The sequence below is a fragment of the Sphingomonas sp. genome, assembly GCF_019635455.1.
In the GTDB taxonomy this organism is placed as follows: Bacteria; Pseudomonadota; Alphaproteobacteria; order Sphingomonadales; family Sphingomonadaceae; genus Sphingomonas.
The window spans coordinates 1-17,478 of the sequence record NZ_JAHBZJ010000005.1 but is presented as its reverse complement, the minus strand read 5'-3'; the positions used below and the strand labels follow the sequence as shown (position 1 = coordinate 17,478).

At 66.2% G+C, this 17,478-nt stretch carries 15 protein-coding genes; 5 read left to right on the top strand and 10 right to left on the bottom strand.

Annotated features, from left to right (window positions below; all coding sequences use genetic code 11):
- Positions 1-31: 31 nt before the first annotated feature.
- A complete protein-coding gene (locus tag KF783_RS07835) occupies positions 32-442 on the top strand; it encodes a heme-binding protein (RefSeq protein ID WP_294077992.1) in 411 nt (136 codons plus the stop codon).
- 26 nt (positions 443-468) lie between these two features.
- On the opposite strand, the gene KF783_RS07830 is transcribed toward KF783_RS07835, so the two are convergent.
- The 8 genes from KF783_RS07830 to KF783_RS07795 form a co-directional block, all read right to left on the bottom strand.
- On the bottom strand, positions 469-1,320 hold the full coding sequence (locus KF783_RS07830) for an SDR family oxidoreductase (RefSeq protein ID WP_294077990.1): 852 nt from the start codon (positions 1,318-1,320) through the stop codon (positions 469-471).
- 11 nt (positions 1,321-1,331) lie between these two features.
- The gene (locus tag KF783_RS07825) at positions 1,332-3,311 is read right to left on the bottom strand and encodes an FAD-dependent oxidoreductase (protein WP_294078344.1); all 1,980 of its coding nucleotides are present in this window, start codon (positions 3,309-3,311) and stop codon (positions 1,332-1,334) included.
- A gap of 2 nt (positions 3,312-3,313) precedes the next feature.
- Complete coding sequence (locus KF783_RS07820; protein ID WP_294077988.1) at positions 3,314-3,610, bottom strand: hypothetical protein; 297 nt, start codon at positions 3,608-3,610, stop codon at positions 3,314-3,316.
- 67 nt (positions 3,611-3,677) lie between these two features.
- A complete protein-coding gene (locus KF783_RS07815) occupies positions 3,678-6,029 on the bottom strand; it encodes a TonB-dependent receptor (protein WP_294077986.1) in 2,352 nt (783 codons plus the stop codon).
- 136 nt (positions 6,030-6,165) lie between these two features.
- The gene (locus tag KF783_RS07810; RefSeq protein ID WP_294077984.1) at positions 6,166-6,981 is read right to left on the bottom strand and encodes an alpha/beta hydrolase; all 816 of its coding nucleotides are present in this window, start codon (positions 6,979-6,981) and stop codon (positions 6,166-6,168) included.
- Complete coding sequence (locus KF783_RS07805) at positions 6,978-8,453, bottom strand: FAD-dependent oxidoreductase (RefSeq protein ID WP_294077982.1); 1,476 nt, start codon at positions 8,451-8,453, stop codon at positions 6,978-6,980. Before KF783_RS07805 ends, KF783_RS07810 begins: the two co-directional genes overlap by 4 nt.
- A 124-nt stretch (positions 8,454-8,577) precedes the next feature.
- Positions 8,578-9,930 (bottom strand): MFS transporter, encoded by a 1,353-nt coding sequence (locus KF783_RS07800; protein ID WP_294077981.1) that lies wholly within the window; start codon positions 9,928-9,930, stop codon positions 8,578-8,580.
- 42 nt (positions 9,931-9,972) lie between these two features.
- Complete coding sequence (locus KF783_RS07795; RefSeq protein WP_294077980.1) at positions 9,973-11,175, bottom strand: class I SAM-dependent methyltransferase; 1,203 nt, start codon at positions 11,173-11,175, stop codon at positions 9,973-9,975.
- Positions 11,176-11,343: 168 nt separating this feature from the next.
- Between KF783_RS07795 and KF783_RS07790 the strand changes: the two genes are divergently transcribed.
- From KF783_RS07790 to KF783_RS07775, 4 genes are read left to right on the top strand one after another with little or no spacing between them, the layout of a single operon-like run.
- Positions 11,344-12,531: an FAD-dependent monooxygenase gene (locus KF783_RS07790; protein WP_294077978.1), complete on the top strand. Its 1,188-nt coding sequence runs from the start codon at positions 11,344-11,346 to the stop codon at positions 12,529-12,531.
- On the top strand, positions 12,528-13,298 hold the full coding sequence (locus tag KF783_RS07785; protein ID WP_294077977.1) for a hypothetical protein: 771 nt from the start codon (positions 12,528-12,530) through the stop codon (positions 13,296-13,298). The genes KF783_RS07790 and KF783_RS07785 overlap by 4 nt, the downstream gene beginning before the upstream one ends.
- Entirely contained in the window at positions 13,295-14,761 is a 1,467-nt protein-coding gene (locus tag KF783_RS07780; protein WP_294077975.1) for an aldehyde dehydrogenase family protein, read from the top strand. Before KF783_RS07785 ends, KF783_RS07780 begins: the two co-directional genes overlap by 4 nt.
- A 6-nt stretch (positions 14,762-14,767) precedes the next feature.
- Positions 14,768-15,259: a nuclear transport factor 2 family protein gene (locus KF783_RS07775; RefSeq protein ID WP_294077974.1), complete on the top strand. Its 492-nt coding sequence runs from the start codon at positions 14,768-14,770 to the stop codon at positions 15,257-15,259.
- 104 nt (positions 15,260-15,363) lie between these two features.
- Here KF783_RS07775 and KF783_RS07770 read toward each other — a convergent pair whose 3' ends face one another.
- The gene (locus KF783_RS07770) at positions 15,364-16,086 is read right to left on the bottom strand and encodes an IS6 family transposase (RefSeq protein WP_294077972.1); all 723 of its coding nucleotides are present in this window, start codon (positions 16,084-16,086) and stop codon (positions 15,364-15,366) included.
- Positions 16,087-16,150: 64 nt separating this feature from the next.
- Positions 16,151-17,478: aconitase family protein (locus KF783_RS07765; RefSeq protein WP_294077970.1), on the bottom strand; the 1,328-nt coding region annotated here is incomplete at its 5' end.

Sequence of the window (17,478 nt, the reverse complement as noted above, 5' to 3'; positions counted from 1 at the left end):
CATAACCCACAACAGCAAAGGTCCGATACCCATGCAATTGAGGCCATATCTCGATGCGCGCGACGCGCGGAACCTGATCGACGCCGCGCTGGCAGCGGCGACGCGCGAGGGGGTGGCGATCACGGCGGCGGTCGCCGATGCCGGCGGATATCCGCTGGCGCTCGCTCGGATGGACGGTGCCGGCATGCTGACGGCCGATGTCGCGCAGCGCAAGGCGCGCACCGCCGCGCTGCTCCGCGCGCCCAGCAGGGTGCTGGCCGAGCGTGTCGCGTCCGATCCCGCCTTGCTGGCGCTCACCGATTATCTGCCGATGGCGGGCGGCGTGCCGATCCGCGCCGAAAACGATGTCGTCGCCGGCGCGATCGGCATTTCAGGCGGCACCGCCGATCAGGACGAGCGGATCGCGGCAACCGCGATCGGCGCACTGGACGGCGGCGACTGACCACCGCACCGGCACCACAGCGCCGATCAGTGCATCTCCTCCCCGCCGGACACGTTCATCGCCTCGCCGGTGATGTATCGCGCCTGACCCGAGCACAGGAACGCGCAGGCATTTGCGGTATCCTCCGGCTCGCCGACCCGGCCCAGCGGAATGCGCCCGCGCATCGCCGCCATATATTCGTCCAGCGTCTGGCCCCGCGCCTTTGCCATGAAATCATTCTGCCAGCTGCCCAGCCCCGTCGTCACGTGATTGGGGCAGACGGCGTTCACGGTGATCGCCTCCGGCCCCAGTTCGATCGCCGCCGAGCGGGTCAGGCCGACCAGCCCGTGCTTCGAGGCGATATAGGAGGAGGTCAGCGCGGACCCCGATTTCGATCCGCGACTGCCAATCGAAACGACGCGCCCCCTGCCCCATCCGGGATGCACGTCCTGGGTCAGCATCTGACGCACGGCGTGCTTGGTCGCGAAAAAGGCGCCGCGCAGGTTCACGTTCATCACCGTGTCCCACATCTCCTGAGTCGCATCGACCAGCGGGCCGAACAGATAACCGACGCCGGCATTGTTGACGAGAATGTCGAGCCGCCCGAACCGCGCCACCGCATGGGCGACCAGCGCCGCGACCTGAGACTCCTCGCGCATATCGGCCTGAAAGGTCGAGATGTCCGGATTGATCCGGCGAAGATCGTCCGCCACCGCCGCCATCTCGTCCGACGCCCCGATCCCGTGCGCGGGGGCAAGATCGCCCTCCACCCGACCCAGATCGTGGATCACCAGCTTCACGCCATCCTCGGCCAGCCGGCGTGCGATCGCCTCGCCCAGCCCCTTGCGGCGCCCGGCGCCGGTGACGATCGCCACCTTTCCTTCGAGATCGGGATACATGCTGTTCGCTCCTAAAGATCCATGGCCGCGCGATAGCCCTCAGCGGTGGCGGTCAGGACGATGCGCGGCGCCTTGCAGTCGCCTACCGTCCGCACCTCGATCCCCGCCGCGCGCAGCGGCGCGGCCAGTTCATCGTCCGGGACGCGCGCGGTGGCATAGGTCAGGAACGCGACGTCGGTCAGCACCTCGACCGCGCCGCTGAAGATGTTGGAATAGGCCAGCTCGCCCGCCTCGATCCGCGGCGCAGGCAAGGGGCGGACCGATGTGACGATCCGCACGCCCCGCCGGTACAGCCGCGAATAGGCCCCCTGTCGCACCATCAGCGATTCGTCGCTGGCGATCCGGTCGCGCGCGGTGAGGATCGTCACCCGTTCGAACCGCGTGGTGAGGAATTCCACGGCATCATAGGTGAAACCGCCATGATCGGCATCCCACACCACCGCCATGCCCGGGTTGCGCGCGGGATAGTCCGCGAGCTGGCGGACCGCCTCCCGCAGGTCGGGGATCAGCCCTTCGTCGCGCCAGTCCGCCGGCAGGAAATCGGGCCAGGCCGGAGTCGATCCGGTCGCCAGGACCACCGCATCGGGTGACAATGCCAGGATCGCATCGGCATCGGCGCGCGCACCCAGATGCAGGGTCACGCCGTGGCGCCGCGCCGCGAGTTCCTGATAATCATAGATGCTGCTGAGTCCCTCGCCGCCCGGCAGCATGGCGTGGAGGCGGGTCTTGCCACCCATCTGGTCCGACGCGCCAAAGACCTGGACGTCATGCCCGCGCGCCGCCGCGACCCAGGCCGCCTCCATCCCCGCGATTCCCGCGCCGACCACCACCACCCGCTTGCGCACGGCCGCCGGCTCCGGTCGCCAATCCGCCTCGTCCGGCGCACCGACGCGCGGATTGTTGTCGCACAACAGGCCGCGACCCGACGTGATCATATGCCAGCAGCTGTTGCACGACACGCAATAGCGGATTTCGGATTCGCGGCCGTCGCGCGCCTTTGCCGCCCAGGCCGGATCGGTGACCAGCGGACGCGCGAGCATCACCAGATCGGCGATCCCGTCGCGCACGATCCGTTCGCCCTCATTGGGATCGGTGATGAGGCCCAGCGCCCCCAGCGGGACGCCGGGCGCCGCCGATCGGCCGAGCCGCCGGATCGTTTCGACATAGGGCATGCGCGGGCCGTGATTGTCGGGAAGATGGGTGTAGAGCGTGTCCGAATGACTGCCCCAGCAATAGGTGAGATAGTCCATCACCCCCTCGCCATGGAGGAGCGCGGTGATCGCTTCGGCCTCATCCTCGTCGATACCGTTCTCCATCCCGTCCCACGCGGGCAATTTGGCGCCGATGATGAATCCCGCACCGCACGCCGCCCGGATATCGCGCATCAGCACGCGCAGAAGCCGCGTCCGCCCGGCGAGGTCGCCGCCGAATTCATCGGTGCGCCGGTTCGACCGGCTGGCAAGAAACTGGTGGAACAGATGCCCATGGCCTGCCGAAATCTCGACGCCGGCAAAGCCCGCATCGGCCAGCTTCGCACAGCTCTCGACAAAGGCGTCGATCATCGCGCGAACCTCATCGGTGGTCAGCGCCTCCGGCACGGTCCAGCTCAGATCGTCGGGCAGCGCCGAGGCGCCACGCGCGGCAAGGTTGCGAAAGCCAGCGCGAAACCCCCGGCCATTGTCCTGAACCTGGCCCAGCATCGCGCCGCCCGCCCGTGTCACCGCCGCCGCCCAGCGGGCCAGCGCATCGCGGTTGACGCCTGACAGCACCTGCGGCCGGGTCGGCAGCGTCTGCCAGGGCAGCATCGCCATCGGCTCGCTCACCAGCAACGCCGCGCCGCCCCGCGCGCGATTGACATAATAGTCGATCAGCCGATCGGTGACGCGCCCGTCCTGCGCATAATGGGTCGAGGTCGATGCGTGAACGACGCGGTTGGGCAAAAGATGTCCGCCGATCCGGATCGGCGAGAACAGATGGGGATAGGCGGTCACATTCAATCGGGATCGTGAAGGCGCATCACGCGGCGAATAAAGGCGTTGTTCCAGTCCGCCCGCGCCGCCTCGACCTGCGCGGAGGGGCGATACGCCTCGATCTCCTCACGCGTGACGGTTCCCTTTTCGGCGAGCAGCCGCTCGACCGTATCCTGCCGCTCATGCATCGCGGAGACTTCGGCCATCAGTTCGAGCAGGAAGGTCATGACCTGATCGATCGCCGGATCATCGAAAAAGCGCGAGCGCTTTCCCTTGCTGATCCGCGGCAGCTTCACATCGGTCTTCGTCGTCTCCGCCATCGCCTTCCATCCAGATGACGGAAAGCGGAGGGCAGGCCCCCCGCTTTCCCTTGAGTTCCGCGCGGCCTCAGAACTTGTAGCGCGCCCGCACTATCCAGCTGCCCGGATTGCTGAGATACGGATAGATCAGGAACGAGGTCTTGTAGACCTTGTTGAAGCAGTTGCTGCACTCGACGCCAAGCGACCAGCCCGAATCGGATGCCAGCGTCAGGCCGCCGTTGAACAGGCTGTGCGCGGGCTGGAAACCGGCCGCATCGTTCGAGGTCGAAACCCAGGTGCCACTCACATAGGCCCAGTTCACGCTCGGCTTCAGCGACAGGCCACCGCCCAGATCGAAGTCGTAATTGGCCCCCAGCGTCGAGGTGAAGCGCGGCGCACGGGTCGGTTCGCCGACCGCACCCGTCGGGGTCACGATGCCGGTGTTGCAATTGTTGGCATAGGTGCCGCCCAGGCAGCGCGCGATCTGGTCCTTCGTCGCCTGATTGAGGTTGGTGTAGCGCGCCTTTTGCAGGCCGAAATTCCAGAACAGGCTGAGCGCACGCGTCGGGTTGAGCGCGATTTCGCCCTCAAGCCCGTAATTCTCCATGTCGGCGACGTTACGGGTCAGATAGGTGATGGTGTTCGTCACCGGGTTATAGCCGCCGCCCGGAAGCTGCGCGTCATAATCCATGAAGTAGAAGCCGGTGAGGTTCACCTTCAGCATCCGGTCAAAGAATTCCGAGCGCAGGCCCGCTTCATACGACCAGATCGTCTCCTTCGTGAACGCCGCCGCGCCCGCCGCGTAATAGGCGCGCGAGTTCCAGCCGCCCGACTTGAACCCCTTGGTCGCAGAAGCGAACAGCATCACATCGGGCGTGAGCTTGTAATTCAGCGCGAAACGCGGGGTCCACACCTTCGACTTCAGCTCGACGGGGATACCCGCGGTGACCAGGTCCTGCGTGTCGAACGGCTGGTTGATCGCCGACGAACGGGCCAGCGGGCTGGCGTTCGGGCTGAACGAGATCGTCTTGTTCTCGTCGGTATAGCGAATGCCCGCGGTAAAGGTCAGTTCCGGGGTAAGGTGGAAGTCGCCCTGGAAATAGCCGGCATAGGCCTCGGTATCGTTGCGCATGACGCGATCGCCGCTCACCCGCGCCGCCGATACGCCGGCCAGCGGAAGCGAGATGTTCGCGAAGTTCGTGTAGTTGCGCTCGTTCACATAATAGATGCCGGCGACATAGGTCAGCAGGTCGCCGAACGCGTTGCCGGTCAGCTTGATTTCCTGGCTGAACTGCTTGCTCCAGCTGTCATTGACCAGCGGCGTCGAGGTGCCGCGCGAGCCGGAGATGAACTTGACCCCGTCGAACACGACGCTCGCGCTGCTGAGTCCGGCGAAGCTGTCGGTCATGTATTTCTGGCGCAGATAGCTGTAGCCGGTGATGAAATTGAGCGTCAGCGAGTCATCCACCGCCACTTCGAAGTTCGAGCTGACCAGTGTCGACCACGTCCGGTTGCCCAGCGGAATGTCCGCAAGCCCGGCCGATGCGAGCGCAGTTCCCAGACCCTGATCGGTGCGCAGCGGCGTGTAGCTGATCCGCCGATCGTTCTGCGCATCGTAGAAATTGGGAAGGTTGGCGATCGCCGAATAGGACTGGCTGGCGGTCAGATCCCATGTCACGCTGTCCGAAAGCAGCGCCCGCACCGCGCCGCGCAGGCCCCAGCTCTTTTCGCCGTTCAGCTTTTCGCCGGTGACGAGATCCTGAACATAGCCGTCGGCGCGGTTGTAATAGCCCGAGAATTTGGTGAGCAGCTTTTCGCTCATCGGCACATCGACGGACGCGCGCATCTGAAAGCGGTTGAAGCGGCCATAGCCGGCATCGACATAGCCGGTATATTGGTCGCTCGGCTTGCGCAGGATCACGTTGATCGCGCCGCCGGTGGTGTTGCGCCCGAACAGCGTTCCCTGCGGCCCGCGCAGCACCTCGACCCGCTCCACGTCGAAGAACGAGAAATTGTTCGCGCCCTGCCGCGAGATGTAGATGTCATCCACATAGGTGCCGACCGGCGGGTCGAAGGTGGAGATGGATTCGGTGTTCGCCAGCCCGCGCAGCGAATAGGTGTTGGCCGTCCCGAGCGCCGTGTTGTTGTGGCCGATCAGGTTGGGAACATAGTTGACGAGGTCGAGCGTGTTGCTCACCTGCCGCGTTTCGAGATCCTCGCTGGAAAAGGCCGACACGGCAAGCGGCACGTCCTGAAGCCGCTCGCTGCGGCGCTGCGCGGTGACGATGATGTCGTTGCCGTCGCCGCTTTCGCCGCCACCGGCCTGCGGCTCGTCATCGGCGGCGGGCGCGGGCGCGGAAACCGCCTGCGCCATCGCCGATGTCGTCGAAAGCAGGACAGCCCCCGCAACGAATCCCAGCTTGCTCATCTTGAAAATCATGGCCGACTCCCTGAAGCTCCGCCGTGTTCGGACCCCGCGCCCGCTCCGGCTGATGGTTGCGTCCTGCGAACGTCATTATTTTGTTATATGTTTATAACAAAACTGGGGTTTGTAAACCGATTTTTGCGGCGCCCGATCACGCGCGTTCGGCAAGGAAATCCCTAATCGGAACAAGCCATTCAGCCGGGCGGTCGAGCACCATGCCGGGGCCGCCGGGAAGTTCCGCATACCCCCAGTCGGACCGCACGCCGTGCAGCCGCGCACCCGAGTCGAACAGCGGATCGGTACGACTCGCCAGGATGAGCGTCGGGCAGGTGATGCGCGGTACATCCGCTTCGAAATCATGAAGCGGGATCACCGAATGCCCATGTTCCTTCCACGGGCCGTGCATGAAATAGGTGAGCACCGAGATATGAACCGTCTCGTCGCTCCAGTCGGGATCGCCGACGCGCCGCACCCATGCCCAGCGATCGGTCAGATGGCTGCCATCGGCGGCGATGCTCTGATCGTCCGGAAACCGCCCGGCGCGAGCGGCGCGAGCGGCGGAGGACAGGAAGGGCGCATTGTCCAGCACCAGCCCGGCGACCAGTTCGGGTCGCTCCGCCGCGAGATGTCCGGCGACCAGCCCGCCCCCGCGATGCCCGATCACCACCGCCGGAGCGGGCGACAGCTGGGCGATCGCCGCTGCCAGCGCCTCGGCATAGATGCCGATGCCCGGCTGCGCTGGCGGGTCCGACATGCCGTGGCCGGGCAGGTCGATCGCGATGGCGCGCCGGCCCAGCGCGGCGATCGCCGGCAGGACATGGCGGAACTGGATCGACGCCCAGGGCGCCTGATGCACCAGCAGGACGACCGGGCCGTCGCCATGGCTGCGATAGTGAATCTGCCCGCACGGCCCGTCGAGATAGCCGCGACGTTCGCCGGGAAGCGCGGTGAGGATCGGCAGCGTCATCGGGCCACCTTCAGTGGGATCAGATGATCGCCCAGCAACCGGCCGAACGTCATCGCCGGCGTCACCATCATGCCGCCGCACGCGGCCTTGCCCATCGTCTGGCTCGATCCCAGGATTTCGCCCGCCGCATACAGATTCGCGATCGGCGTGCCGTCGCGCCGGATCACGCGGAGGTCATCGTCCACCGCCAGACCGATCGAACTGGACACCGCACTTGCCTGCATCCGGATCGCGTAAAACGGCGCCTCGCCGATCGGCAGCGGATGATGCACCCGGCCGAAGAAATCATTTCCGGTGAGGACGCCGTAATTATAGCCCGCGATCGACACCTCCAGCGCCACCGGATCGATCCCGGCCCGCGCGGCCAGTTCCGCGGGAGTCGCCGCCGTCAGGAAGGTCGGCCCGCCCCGGTCGAATGCAGCGCGCAACTGGTCGTGTGACCAGCCGACCACGATCGGCGGCGCTTCAGTCAGGATGCGCTGATCGAAGACGATCCAGTAACGCTGCCCGGGCTGGCCGAACAGCGCCATCTCCCGCGCATCGACGCTGCCGATATCCTCACGCACGAACCGATGGCCGGCGGCGTTGACATAGATTTCCCAGGGCTGGCGGCGCTCCGGGAAATGCTCGATCCGGCCGATCTGGCGCGCGGGAAAGACATCGGTGTCGAACAGCGTCCCGAAATTGCAGAACAGGTTCTCCGCGCCGCGCGCATAGCCGCCGACCGACTCGCCCAGGGCAAGGCCCGCGCCGCGCGATCCCGGCCAGGGCGCGGCATTGTAATGCGGCGTGCCGTTACGCCGCGCGAAGACCTCCGCATCGCCGGCATAGCCGCCACAGGCGAGCAGCACGGCCTGCGCCCGCACTTCTCGCTCCGCGCCGTCCGGGCCGCATATGCGCGCGCCGGTGACCGCGCCCGCCGCGTCCGTCGTCAGCGCGACGACCTCATGATCGAGCGACAGCGTCACCGCCCCGTCGGCGACCAGTCGCTCGACGATGGGGACCAGAACGTCCTTGATGCTGATGCCGCCGTCGCGACCCCAATAATAGCGCGGCAGTCGATACGGCTCATGGCCCAGCCCCGTCACCGGATGGTCGGGAAGCGGCTCGAACCCCTCATCCATCAGCCAGTCGAAGGTGGCGGCGGCGTGATCGACCGCGCGCCGAACCAGGCCGGGATTGGCGGTACCCCGGCTGATCCGCATGACATCTTCGAAATGCAGGTCGGGCGTGTCGGCGATCCCGCGTGCCTGCTGGAGCCGGGTGCCGGCGGCGCTCATCTGTCCGGTCGCCACCCACAGCGATCCGCCCATGCGATCGGCATGATCGACCAGCAGAACGCGCGCGCCGCGCCGGGCGGCAAAGATCGCGGCGGGCAGCCCGGCGGAACCCGCGCCGACCACCAGCAGATCCGTCTCCGCGGCATCGCCGGGCGTCGCCCGCTCCGCACTGTTCACCGTCGCAACGACCACTCTCGCTCCCCGGACGCGCCGCACCCTCGAACGCTCATATGTACTAGATTTATAGCAAATCACGCATGCGCCGCGAAATCAAGCGCATTACCCGATGCAATGATGTGGCGCGCCGCGCCGGGGGTCAGGCGGGTGCCGGGTTTCCGTCCGCCACACCCGGCTCCCCGCCCGTCGTGCCGCCATTGTCCAGCGTTCCGGCCATCTGCGCCGCGAGCGCGCGATAATGTTTGAGGCCGAAACAGACGACCAGCAACGTCGGCACCCCGACGACGATCACAAATCCGCTCAGCGCGACGCCGATCGCCTTGGGCGTTCCCATCCAGTCGGTGACCGCGCCGATCAGCGGCGGTCCCAACAGCGGCCCCACGAGCATGATGACGGTATTGAAGATCGCGACCGACCGGCTGCGCATTTCGCCCGGCGTGATCATCTGCAACGCCGCCGGCCCGCCCGCCGTCGCGGTCGACTTGCCGATAAAGGCGATGAACATCGCCACCACCGCCAGCTCGGGGCTGGGCAGGATCGGATAGAGCGCGCTGGCCGGCACGGTGATGAACAGTCCAAGGATCAGCACGCGCATCGCGCTGTCCTCCTTGCCCTTGCCCAGCGCCTTGCTCGCCCACAGCGCCAGCGCGGTTCCGATCGGCCCGGCGGTGAAGTAGAACAGGCCGGTAACCGCGCCGATCTCGACCACCGACCAGCCATGCACGCGCTGGAATAGCGGCACGTTCCACAGCGTCAGGGTGCTCATCGCGAAATTGCACGTCGCACCCAGCGTCAGCACGCCGAACCCGCGCCAGCGTTCGAGCATGTAGCGCACCGCACTCGCCTGCGCCCCGCCCTGCGGCCCGATCCGCTCGGTACGGACGGGTTCGCGCACGGTCAGCATCAGCAACGCGAAGACGAAGCCGGGAATGCCGACGAGAAGGAACGCCAGCTGCCACGGCTGGAAGGTGTGGATGCCCAGATCCACCGGCCCCGATTCATGCAGCATCGACACCAGCGCGCCGCCGGCCAGAAAGGCGAGGCCCGCGCCCAGATACGGGCCGGCCATATAGAGGCTGATCGCCCGCGCCCGCTCCTTGCGACCGAAATAATCGCTGATGATCGAGACCGAACAGGGGCTGACCACCGCCTCTCCCAGCCCCAGGCCGAAGCGGAACAGGAGCAGCGGCAGAAAGCTCATCGCAAAGCCGCTCATCGCGGTCATCGTACACCAGATGACGATCCCCACGACCAGCAGCCATTTGCGATTGGCCCGGTCCGCCAGCACGCCCAGCGGGATCATCACCACGACGTTGAACAGCGAGAAGGCCGGCCCCAGCAACAGGCCGATCTGGAAGTCGCTGAGGTTCATCGACTTCTTGATCGGCTCGACCAGCAGCGAGAGGATGTAGCGATCGAAATAGGAGAGGACGAAGACCAGCAGCAACAGGACGACGACGTACCAGCGGTACCAGCTTGCGTTCTTCTCCACCGCGTTCCCCCGTCCTGAAATCCGAAATATCCGTTGCGGCGCCTAGGCGATGCTGCTGCCAAAGACGTACCAGCCGCCCTTGCCATGACGCGGCCGGCCCGGCTCGTCCCAGTCGAACGCGCCGTGGCGATCGGGATAGGCGTTCACGTCGGGCAGGATGCGTGCGAAACCGCGCGCCACGTCGAACCCGGCCTGATCCATCAGCGCGATCGGATCCTGTGCGCGAAACGCGGTGTAAAAGGGTTCATTGTTGTTATCGGTATCCCAGTTCCAGAAATAATCTTCCCAGGCATCGACCAGCCCGGTGGCGGGCAGTTCCTGATGCACCATCATCCCGCCGGGCCGCAGCAGGCGACGGCACTCGCTCAGCACGCTGCGCGTCGCCTTCACCGGGATTTCGTGGAAGAAGAAGCTGGACACGATCAGGTCGAAATGACCGTCGGGGAAATCGAGCGACTCGGCGTTCTGCTGGCTGAAATGGATCGGAATGCCTTCATGTTCGGCAACTGCATGGCCCCAGCGCAGCAGCGGCGCGGCCAGATCGACGCCATGCGCCTCAACCCCGGGAAACGCCTCGACATAGGGCATCAGATTCTTGCCCGAAGACGTACCGAGATCAAGGATGCGCAACGGCCGGAAATCGGGCCGCTCATGCTTGATCCAGCGCGAAATGACCCGCGCCACCCCGCCCCAGCTGCGGTGGTTCATCGTCGCGGAAAAGACGCGCGCGCCCAGGCTCACGACCGCGCCCTGCGCGACGTCGTCGGCAATCCATTCGCTGTGGAAGCAGCCCGGCGTGAGGTGGACGTCGAGCGCGGTCAGATAGCGCGGCATCTCCAGCGACGGGTCCAGCCGCAGCGACCCGCCCGCCGGATTGCGCGCCGCCGCGTCGCGGGCGACATCGATCATCTCGGGCAGGGCGCGCTCGATACTGTCCTGCACCGACAGGAAACACATTTCCTGCGCATTGTAACGGACGCTCGAATAGAAGCGGTAGGACGCCTCCCCCTTCATCGCCCGCTCGATTTCCAGCGCATCCCCGGGCGCGTCGCCCCGTGCGGCCAGGCGAGGACGCACCCGATCCTCATAATCGGTCCGCAGCATCTCCGGCAGGTCCTGGATCGCGTAACGGCGCAGCGCGCTGCAAAAACGCTGGCGCCCCCGCTCTTCCAGCGTCGGCTTCGCCAGCGCCTCGATATCGGGGATCGCGGAATTCCGCAGCTCGATCAATGCCTCAGAAGCCATCGCGCATACTCCATATCCGGACGGCCCCAACCGGTCGCCGCGCCGCACATGCGCCATTTTCCGCACTGGACAAGGGCGCTTGCGACTGCGAATAGTCTTATATCTAGTACAAATGGGAATGCAAGGGGGATCGGCCGGTATGGTGGCGATGGGAAGGGGCGATCGGGTATGAAGCGGGTGCTGATCGCGGGTGCGGGTCCGGTGGGTCTGACCGCCGCGCTGCTGTTGCTGCGCCAGGGTGTGCCGTTCACCCTGATCGAGGCGGAGACGGACCTGCCCGACGACCTACGCGCCTCGACCTTTCATCCCCCGACGCTGGACATGCTCGACACGCTGGGCGTGGCCGCGCCGCTGATCGCACAGGGCCTGATCAGCCCCAGCTGGCAGATCCGCATGCACCCCGATGGCGATCGTGCGGTGTTCGACCTCGCCGCGATCGCGAGCGAGACGGGACACCCCTATCGCCTGCAATGCAAACAATCGGTGCTGTGCCGCATCCTGCTCGACCGCGTCGTGGCGGAGGGCGGCGACGTGCGCATGGGGATCAGGCTGGAGGATGTCGCACAGGATGACGATCGCGTCATCGTCACCGCCCGCGACGGCGATGGCGGCGCGCATCGGCTCGACGGCGATTTCCTGATCGCCGCCGATGGCGCGCGCAGCGTGGTTCGTGGCCGCCTCGACCTGCCGTTCGAGGGGAAGACCTATCCCGAAACCACGATCCTGGCGACGACCCGCTTTCCCTTTCACGACCACCTGCCCGGCCTGTCCAACGTCAATTATGTGTGGAAGGCGAACGGGACGTTCAGCCTGCTGCGCCTTCCCGACCTGTGGCGGTGCAGCCTCTATCCCGATGGCGAGGAGACCATCGAGGATGCGCTGCAACCGGCGAGCATCGCGCGAAAGTTGCAGGAGATCGCGCCCAGCGCGGAAGGCCATGGGGTCGAGGAGATCCGCCCCTATCGCATCCACATGCGGATCGTGGACGCCTATCGCCACGGTCGCATCCTGCTCGCCGGCGACGCCGCGCATGTGAATTCACCGTCGGGCGGAATGGGCATGAACGGCGGTATCCACGACGCGTTCGAACTGGTCGCCACCTTGCGTGAGGTGATCGACGGCGCCCCGATCGCCCATCTCGACCGCTATACCCGCCGCCGCCGCCCGATCGCGCTGAACGAGATTCTGACCCAGGCCGATCGCAACCGCGCACGGATGCAGGAGCGCGACCCGGCACGCCGCCGCGAGATGCTGACCGAGCTGCAACGCGTGGCGGGCGATCCGGCGACGGCGCGCGCGCATCTGCTGCGCACGTCGATGATCGACGGCCTGCGCAAGGCCGAGGCGGTGGCATGAGCGGGCAGCGTTACGACTATGGCCGCGCCGGGCTGGTCGGCATCGGCACGCCCCAGGCGAACCCGACAGTCGAGGCGGAACTGCGCATCCTGATGCCGCCCAACGTCCTGCTCGCCGTATCGCGGCTGGTCAGTGCCGAAACGGCGTCGCTCGATCGCCTTCGCGATTATCTTGAGCGGATGCATGTCGCGATCGGGCAGTTCGATACGCTGCGCCCGGCGGTGTACGGATTTGCCTGTACCGGCTCCTCCTATCTGGCGGATCGCGCGCACGAACGCGCGCTGGTCGCGGGGCTGACGGAGCGGTTCGGCTATCCGATCGTCACCGCGACCGATGCGATCGACGCCGAACTGCGCCGCATCGGCGCGCGGAGGATCGCGCTGGCCGCCCCCTATCCAGCGGAACTGGTCGATGCGGCGGCCGCCTATTGGCGCGCGGCCGGCTATGAGGTGGCGTCCGTACGCCGCATCGAAACCGGCATTGGCGATACGCGCGGCATCTACACGCTGGGCAGCGCCGATGCGCGCCCGGCCGCTGACGCGCTTGCGCAGATGGATGTCGATGCGGTGCTGCTCAGCGGCACCGGCATGCCTTCGCTGGCACTGCTGGCCGACCCGCCCGCCGGACCGGTCATCCTGTCGTCGAACCTGTGCCTCGCGCGCAGCCTGTGCCGCGCCATCGGCATTGCCGAACCCGATCCCACCGACTGGGCGCCCCGGCTCGCCGCCGCGCTCTCCCCGCCCCGCCAAGGAGCCATCGACCAATGACCAGCTGTCCCGCCGCCATCATCGACGCACGGCGCGTCGCCGGCTCCGGCGCCCCGATCACCGTCGTCGATCCGTCCACCGAAGAGGTGATCGCGCAAATCCCCGAGGCGGAGGACGCGCTGGTCGATCGGGCGGTTGGCTCGGCCCGCGCGGCGTTCGACCGTGGCGACTGGCGGTGCATGAGCGTGGAGCAACGGCAGGCGGCACTGCGCGCATGTGCGGACGCGATCGACGCAGCGGCCGATCGCATCGCCGATGTCGAATGCGCCAATACCGGCATCCCCTATGCCCAGGTCCGCAACGGCCAGGTGGTCCGCGCGGCAGGGAATTTCCGCTTCTTTGCCGACTATATCGGACAGATGGCGGGGGAATTGTACGAACAGGACCCCAATTACCTCACCTATGTCCGGCGCGAACCGGTCGGTGTCGCGGCGCTGATCTCGCCCTGGAACTCGCCGCTGGCGCTGGGGTCGATGAAGGTCGCCTCGGCGATCGCGTTCGGCAATTCCTGCGTGCTCAAACCGGCGGAGCAGGATCCGCTTGGCCTCACCCTGCTTGTCGAAACGATCCAGGCCGCGCTGCCGGAAGGGGTGGTCAATCTGCTCAACGGCTTCGGCGCCAGCGTCGGCGACCGGCTGGTGCGGCATCCCGGCATCGATTGCGTGTCGTTCACGGGCGGGACGCGCACGGGCAGGCTCATCATGTCGGCGGCGGGGGCGAACCTGAAACCGTCGGTCATGGAACTGGGCGGTAAATCGGCGAACATCATCTTTGACGACGCCGATTTCGACGCGGCGCTCGACGGGGCGCTGATCGGCATCTTCACCAACAATGGCCAGCAATGCCTGGCGGGATCACGCGTGCTGGTCCAGCGCGGCATCTACAAGCAGTTCGTCGAGGCCTTCGTGGCGCGCGCGAACCGCGTGCGTGTCGGCAATCCGCGCGACGCCGCGACCGAGATCGGCCCGCTCGCCACCCGTCAGCATTACGAGCATGTGAGGAGTTTCGTGCCGGCCACCGGGGATACCGGCGCCCGGATCATCGCCGGCGGCGGTCGGGCAAAGGGGTTCGAGCGCGGCTTCTATTTCCAGCCGACGATCGCCGAGGTCGATTCGAACGACCACCGCCTGTGCCAGGACGAGATTTTCGGGCCGTTCGCCGCGTTGATGCCGTTCGACAGCGACGAGGACGCCTATCGCATCGCCAATGAATCGCGCTTCGGACTGGTCGGCTATGCCTGGTCGCGCGACATCGAACGGATCATGGCGGCGCAGGAGCGCATCTCCGCCGGGACGATCTGGTGCAACACGCCGATGTTCCGCGACCTGCGCGCGCCCTTTGGCGGCTTCCGCGACTCCGGCGTCGGGGCGGAGGGCGGTCGCGCGGCCGAGGCCTTTTACACGCGCCAGAAGGCGGTCAGCATCCCCCGCCGCCCTCTCACCCTGCGCAAGATGGGAGCCTGAACCGCGATGACCGATCAGCTGCACGCCGAACTCTCGACCTTTCTCGACGCCTATTTCGCCGCGTGGAACGTCTATGACGTGTCCGCCATGCGCGCGCTGTGGGACGAGAGCGAGCCGAACGCGATCTATCTGGCAGAGGAGTGCGAGCCGCATATCGGATGGGACGCGATCCTGGGCTATTGGGGCGTCGATCGGTCAAAGGCCGAACGGCTGCTCACCTGGCACGACCTGACCGCGGTCGCGGCGGGGGCGGATGTCGCCATCGCCTTCTTCCACGCCAACTGGAGCACCTATCTTCCCGGCAATCGCCTGTACCCCCGGCCATTCGGCGGACCGGTGCGGATCAGCATGACGCTGCGCCGCACGCCCGATGGCTGGCGCGCGATCCACTATGTCGAATGCCCGCTCGCCTCGCTGATCCAGCTGCGCAAGGCGCATGAGGATGCCGTCGATCCCGCGCTCCACGCACGGCTGGCGGCAAAGGGCATCCGTTACTGAGCGCGCTCGCGTAAAGGCCGCCGCGTCGAAAGCGCGGCAGGGTGCTGTCAGTCTAACGCGAACCGCTCTCCACAGGATGGAGATCGGGCTTTGAGATTGGTCGCCTAGCTGGCCAGCGACCGCCACTCGACCATCGCGGCCGAGCGGCGTTCCTTGAAGGTCTGTCGGTCGACGAGATGGCGCTCTTGGTTGAAATGGTTGTGAATATTGGCGTGGACGGAGGCGAATTTCTGTAAGGACTTCATCCTTCGAAATCTGAGCATCGCTCGCTCGCGCCTGCGCAGACTCAAGTGACTATTTTCACAGCGATTGTTCAAGTAACGCCCGGTTTCCTGCTTCTGGCGGTTGCCGATCTCGTCCATCGCTGCGCCATATGATCGAAGCCCGTCGGTGACGATCGCCTCAGGGGCGCCATGACGTTTAAGCGCCTTCTTCATGAACTTCAGCGCCGCCTGCTTGTCGCGGGTCTTGGTGACGTAGCTCTCCAGGATTTCGCCCTCGTGATCGACAGCGCGCCAGAGGTAGACCATCTCGCCGTTCAGCTTGACGTACATCTCGTCGAGATTCCACCGCCAATGGCGAAAGCCTCGCATTCGGCTAACACGCTGGCGACGAATGTCGCCCGCGAACATCGGGCCGAACCTGTTCCACCAGGCCCGCACCGTTTCATGGCAGACGTCGATTCCGCGCTCGAACAGCAGGTCCTCTACGTTCCGCAACGAAAGCGGAAACCGAACGTACATCATCACCACCAGCCGGATCACCTCGGGTGACGAGTTGAAGCGGCGGAACGGGCTCGGCGGCAAGGCTCGGGATTTTCGCGGCATACCCCGCCCCTAACAGCTGCCGCATTGGTCTGACAGGACCCCAGCAGCAGCAACGCCGTAATTCTCATTGCTTCGTTCCTTCGGCATCGAGCAGGCGGCGAAGCAGGTTGGGCAGCATGCCGCCCCGCGCCAGCACCTCGCATTCCATTCGCGTTTCGGCGGCAAGCCGCACATCGATCCCGATATCTCCGGTCGTTCTCTGAACGCGCAGCGGCAGGCGTGCGCCCGGATCGAGCGTGAGCCGATCGGGAAAGATGACCCGATCGGCCGCCGCCAGCGACCGCAGGTCCGGCGCGCTGATCTGGGGCGCTTCGAGTGGAAGGATACCCATATTGATCAGGTTGCTGCGGTGAATCCGCTCGAAGCTGGACGCGATGACCGCGCGCACGCCGAGCAGCCAGGGACCCTTCGCCGCCCAGTCGCGCGAGGAACCAGCGCCATAGCGTTCGCCAGCGACGATCACGAGTGGCGTTCGCGACTCGCGATAGGCACGCGCCGCATCCCAGAGCGGCATCGCCTCCCCGCTGGGCGCATATATGGTCCATCCCGGCCTGAGCGACGGGTCGAGCAAATTGGCTACCGATGGATTGGTGAACAGGCCGCGCACCATGACCTCCCAATTGCCGCGCCGCGCCGCATAAACGTTGAGGTCATCGCGCATCGCGCCATTGGCGATCAGATAGCGTGCTGCCCCGCTGTCCGCCGCAATCGCACCGGCGGGCGAGATGTGATCGGTGGTGATGTCGTCGCCCAGCGACAACAGGACATGCGCCACCGCACCGTCCAGCGGCACCCGGCCCTCGATCCGGGCAAAGGGTGGAGGACGCAGATAGGTCGAATCGCGACGCCAGGGAAAGCGCACCGAACTTGGGGCATCGAGCGCGCGCCAGTCCGGGTTTGCCTCCGCATCGGCATGGCAGGCCAGCACCGTTTCGGGCGACCGGACCGCTGCGAGGAGATGATCGATCTCGTCGGACGACGGCCAGAGTTCCGCAAGCATGACCGGCTTCCCGTCCGGGCCATGGCACAGCGGTTCACGCGAAAGGTCGCGGGCAGCATCGCCGGCAATCGCAAAAGCGATGACGAGCGGCGGCGAGACGAGAAAGCCCTCGCGCACCTGCGGATGGACACGACCGGGGAAGTTGCGGTTGCCCGAGAGTATCGCCACCGCCTCGACGCCAGCCTGCACTGCCGCAGCCATTGCCGGAATCAACGGACCCGAATTGCCGATACAGGTCGTGCAGCCGGTGCCGACAATCGCGAAGCCAAGTTGCTCCAGCGGCGACAACAGCCCGGCACGGGCGAGCAGGGCGCCCGCAGCCGGCGACCCCGGGGCGAGCGAGGTTTTCACCCAGGACTTTACGCCAAGTCCCTTAGCGACCGCGTTTCGCG

Bases quoted from the DNA above. Each gene is read 5' to 3' on its own strand.
- KF783_RS07780 (WP_294077975.1), top strand. From the start codon at position 13,295: ATGACCAGCTGTCCCGCCGCCATCATCGACGCACGGCGCGTCGCCGGC.
- KF783_RS07815 (WP_294077986.1), bottom strand. From the start codon at position 6,029: ATGATTTTCAAGATGAGCAAGCTGGGATTCGTTGCGGGGGCTGTCCTG.
- KF783_RS07835 (WP_294077992.1), top strand. From the start codon at position 32: ATGCAATTGAGGCCATATCTCGATGCGCGCGACGCGCGGAACCTGATC.
- KF783_RS07830 (WP_294077990.1), bottom strand. From the start codon at position 1,320: ATGTATCCCGATCTCGAAGGAAAGGTGGCGATCGTCACCGGCGCCGGG.
- KF783_RS07820 (WP_294077988.1), bottom strand. From the start codon at position 3,610: ATGGCGGAGACGACGAAGACCGATGTGAAGCTGCCGCGGATCAGCAAG.
- KF783_RS07795 (WP_294077980.1), bottom strand. From the start codon at position 11,175: ATGGCTTCTGAGGCATTGATCGAGCTGCGGAATTCCGCGATCCCCGAT.
- KF783_RS07785 (WP_294077977.1), top strand. From the start codon at position 12,528: ATGAGCGGGCAGCGTTACGACTATGGCCGCGCCGGGCTGGTCGGCATC.
- KF783_RS07770 (WP_294077972.1), bottom strand. From the start codon at position 16,086: ATGCCGCGAAAATCCCGAGCCTTGCCGCCGAGCCCGTTCCGCCGCTTC.
- KF783_RS07790 (WP_294077978.1), top strand. From the start codon at position 11,344: ATGAAGCGGGTGCTGATCGCGGGTGCGGGTCCGGTGGGTCTGACCGCC.
- KF783_RS07775 (WP_294077974.1), top strand. From the start codon at position 14,768: ATGACCGATCAGCTGCACGCCGAACTCTCGACCTTTCTCGACGCCTAT.
- KF783_RS07810 (WP_294077984.1), bottom strand. From the start codon at position 6,981: ATGACGCTGCCGATCCTCACCGCGCTTCCCGGCGAACGTCGCGGCTAT.